2 protein-coding genes and 2 pseudogenes are annotated in these 1241 nt (G+C 56.3%); 3 read left to right on the top strand and 1 reads right to left on the bottom strand.

The genetic code is table 11. The annotated features are described in order from the left end of the window. Positions 1 to 13 precede the first annotated feature (13 nt). Positions 14 to 388, bottom strand: a pseudogene (locus tag ACR0D7_RS19380) (IS66 family transposase); the annotation flags it as partial. Between the two features lie 87 nt (positions 389 to 475). On the opposite strand from ACR0D7_RS19380, the gene ACR0D7_RS19375 reads away from it, so the two are divergent. The 3 genes and pseudogenes from ACR0D7_RS19375 to ACR0D7_RS19365 all read left to right on the top strand — a co-directional run. Further along, positions 476 to 607, top strand: a complete 132-nt coding sequence (locus tag ACR0D7_RS19375; protein WP_480680477.1) for a hypothetical protein — start codon at positions 476 to 478, stop codon at positions 605 to 607. 29 nt (positions 608 to 636) lie between these two features. Continuing rightward, positions 637 to 834, top strand: a complete 198-nt coding sequence (locus ACR0D7_RS19370) for a hypothetical protein (RefSeq protein WP_480680476.1) — start codon at positions 637 to 639, stop codon at positions 832 to 834. 174 nt (positions 835 to 1008) lie between these two features. Beyond that, positions 1009 to 1241, top strand: a pseudogene (locus ACR0D7_RS19365) (transposase domain-containing protein); the annotation flags it as partial.

Raw genomic sequence — 1241 nt, 5'->3', positions numbered from 1 at the left:
AGCGTTTCGCTGATCACACGTTTGCGATGTAATTCCAGTGCATTAGCCTGCTGATTTTGGATTGTTTATGGCCGTTTGCGATGGCGGTCAGTGTTTGGGTGAGCCAGGCTTGCGGATCGACGCCGTTCAATTTGCATGTTTCGATCATCGACGCGAGGATTGTCCAATTCTGAACTCCGGCCTCTATGCCAGCGAATAGGGCATTTTTGCGGTTCAATGCAATCGGGCGGATTGTACGCTCGACGCTGTTGGAATCCAGTTCTACGCACTCATCGTCCAGGAACACGGTCAGGCTGTCTCAATGTTTGGCAATGTAGCTCAAAGCCTCGCCGATGGGGGATTTGGCCGAGACGCAAGATCGCTGCTCTCTAAGCCAGATTTCCATCTGATTGTAAGCGTTGTCTCAATCCCAGGTTCCTGAAGTCTGCCTGATCTGCGGTTCCGCTTCGGAGTGTAGATTTGTCAGGAGGTTACCATGGGAGTCCATCGGGAGCTACATTTGGAGTCCGTTGCGGGCCATGAGTTTTTGATCGGTCGGGATGGCAAGCGGCGCTGGCCGGAAGAGCTCAAAGGCCAGCTTGTTGCGGAAATGCTGGTTCCGGGGTGACAGTAAACGAAGCCGCACAGCGAGCTGGAATGCGGCCGAACCATCTGTCTGAATGGCGTCGCCTGGCCCGCGAAGGTAAGCTGGTGGCGCCAGATCTGGCCGGTGCAGAATTTGCGCCGGTTGTGATTGAACCTGAGGCTCCGACGGCATCACCGGAACCCATTGGTTGGCTCGAGATTGTGCACGGTGACGTCACTTTTCGGCTTGAGGAAACGACCTTCACCTAGCCTGCGATTAGGGACGGGTTGATGTCGCTGAACTATGCCCAGTTCGAGGCGCTGTTTGCCGGGCTGGACTGGCGGAAAGTGAAGGCGCTGTCAGCGCGTCCACCAACTGCGGCAGAGTGACTCGCGCGCCCGTTTGGGCAGGCAGCCATGTGTCCGTTTTGGTAGATCACGGCCATGATTTCGACGGCTGATCTTCCTGATGACATTGACGCGCTCAAAGCCATGATCGTGGCTCAGGGTGAGCAGAATGCGCGTCTGGAAACGCTGGTTGCGGCACTCAGGAAGGCGCTCTTTGGCCGCAAATCCGAAAAGGTTGATCCAGACCAGTTCTAGTCGGCTCTGGAAGATATCGAAACCGGGATTGCTCAGGTTGAGGCCGAGGGCGCAGCCAATCCGCGTGTCACGCC

It is taken from the genome of Ruegeria sp. BB7 (assembly GCF_056539365.1).
This window is presented reverse-complemented; position numbering and strand designations above follow the sequence as displayed.

Excerpts from the sequence above, each read along its gene's own strand:
- ACR0D7_RS19370 (WP_480680476.1), top strand. The coding sequence starts at position 637 with ATGCGGCCGAACCATCTGTCTGAATGGCGTCGCCTGGCCCGCGAAGGT.
- ACR0D7_RS19375 (WP_480680477.1), top strand. The coding sequence starts at position 476 with ATGGGAGTCCATCGGGAGCTACATTTGGAGTCCGTTGCGGGCCATGAG.